2 protein-coding genes and 2 pseudogenes are annotated in these 1,544 nt (G+C 62.0%); all 4 read left to right on the top strand.

Annotated features, from left to right (window positions below; all coding sequences use genetic code 11):
• A pseudogene (locus tag BBK14_RS14030) lies at positions 1-214 on the top strand (IS630 family transposase); the annotation flags it as partial.
• Positions 215-227: 13 nt separating this feature from the next.
• Positions 228-749 (top strand): group II intron maturase-specific domain-containing protein, encoded by a 522-nt coding sequence (locus tag BBK14_RS42200; RefSeq protein ID WP_083390933.1) that lies wholly within the window; start codon positions 228-230, stop codon positions 747-749.
• Positions 750-990: 241 nt separating this feature from the next.
• A complete protein-coding gene (locus BBK14_RS41295; protein WP_275078483.1) occupies positions 991-1,125 on the top strand; it encodes a hypothetical protein in 135 nt (44 codons plus the stop codon).
• A 248-nt stretch (positions 1,126-1,373) separates the two neighbouring features.
• Positions 1,374-1,544, top strand: a pseudogene (locus tag BBK14_RS35245) (recombinase RecA); the annotation flags it as partial.

The raw sequence follows: 1,544 nt of genomic DNA, 5'->3' as shown, positions 1-1,544 counted from the left end.
GGTCGAGAACTGGTTCGGTATTCTCACCCGGCACGCACTCCAGCACGGGGCGTTCGTCTCGGTCCAGGACCTCGTCAACACCATCAACAACTATGTCGAGAACTGGAACTGGGACGCCCATCCGTTCGAGTRGACAGCCACCGCAGAAGAGATCGTAGCCAAGGTGGAGGTACTCCACCGGGAATTCAGGAAGCTGCTCGCCAACAACTTGTGACGACTTTAGTTATGTGTCATCGGAAAGAATTTTGGTTTACAGTCTACTAGTCCGGGTGTCTACCGAAGCGGGTACGTTCCAGGACTTCCTTGGCTTCCATATCCAGCGGAGGCGCAAGCGAGGAACCAGCAGGCACTACGTCTACACCTATCCATCGAAGAAGGCGTTGGCCTCGATCACGGAGAAGGTGCGGGCAGTCACCAACAAGAGAGGACAACRTACCCTCGCTCACCTGCTTCGCCAGCTCAACACGGTGATGCGGGGATGGTGTTACTATTTCCGGTTCGGGTCGTCTACAGCCACGTTCCACTATCTCGATGCCTTCAGTTGGCGTCGGGTGACCTTGTGGCTGAGGAAACAGCATCCCGGGATCGACTGGAAGACTCTGCGACGGCGCTATCTGACCGGAGATCCCGGTTGGCGACCCGAAGAGGACGGGATCACGCTATTCGTCCCCCAGCGGGTGAAAGTAACCCGGTATCGCTGGCGGGGCTACAACATCCCGACACCATGGGCGAGATCCGCGACGGCCTGAGCCGCGTGGTCCGAAGGGGATCCGTGGAGCGCCGGATGCGGTGAGAGTCGCATGTCCGGTGCGGAAGGCGGCCCGGGGAAACGGGCTGGTAGCAATACCAGTACCGCGTCCCGGGCCGACCTTACTCCACCACCGGGCTGTCGCAGCAGGCCGGTGTCGGTGCCGAAACCGCTGGCATCCGCCGCTTCCTCACAACGCAACAGTGCCCGAGCGGGCTGCCTAACGACGCGGACCAGGACCGATGGCCCAGTTCTGGCACCCCACACCCGACCCACAGCCCACGGTCACCCCGATCCCGGATTCCATCGTCCGCCGCACCCGCATCCTCGGCGGCATGATCAACGAGTACCGCAACGCCGGCCGACAACTCCCATAGACGATCACCTCAACMGCAAAAAGCCAGCCCACAGACCGAAACTCAGATCTTGGAGTCCTCCAGGCACCAGCCCAACGCAGGTGTGCTCCGGCGTGTCGCCGCACCTTCGAACGAATGTTCGGCTACTGTTGCCCACAGACTCTCCGCCGTCCACAGAACCGACCCGACTTCCGAAACTGTCGGTCCCACGGCCTAGCGTCGGCTCGTGGCCAAGACCCGCCGACCTCAGTCAGCATGGAGTAACTCCAATGGTGGGACCCGACCGCGAGAAGGCGTTGGAGAACGCTCTCGCGCAGATCGACAAGCAGTTCGGCAAGGGCTCGATCATGCGGCTGGGTGACGACACCCGGCCGCCGATCCAGGCCATCCCGACCGGATCCATCGCGCTGGATGTCGCGCTCGGTATCGGGGGCCTCCCT

The organism is Parafrankia soli (genome assembly GCF_001854695.1).
GTDB lineage: Bacteria > Actinomycetota > Actinomycetes > Frankiales > Frankiaceae > Parafrankia > Parafrankia soli.
Note: the sequence above shows the minus strand (reverse complement) of the source record. Positions and strands in the feature narration are given on the sequence as shown.

What these genes read in the sequence shown, in the direction of transcription:
- BBK14_RS41295 (WP_275078483.1), top strand. Translation starts at nt 991, where the DNA reads ATGGCCCAGTTCTGGCACCCCACACCCGACCCACAGCCCACGGTCACC.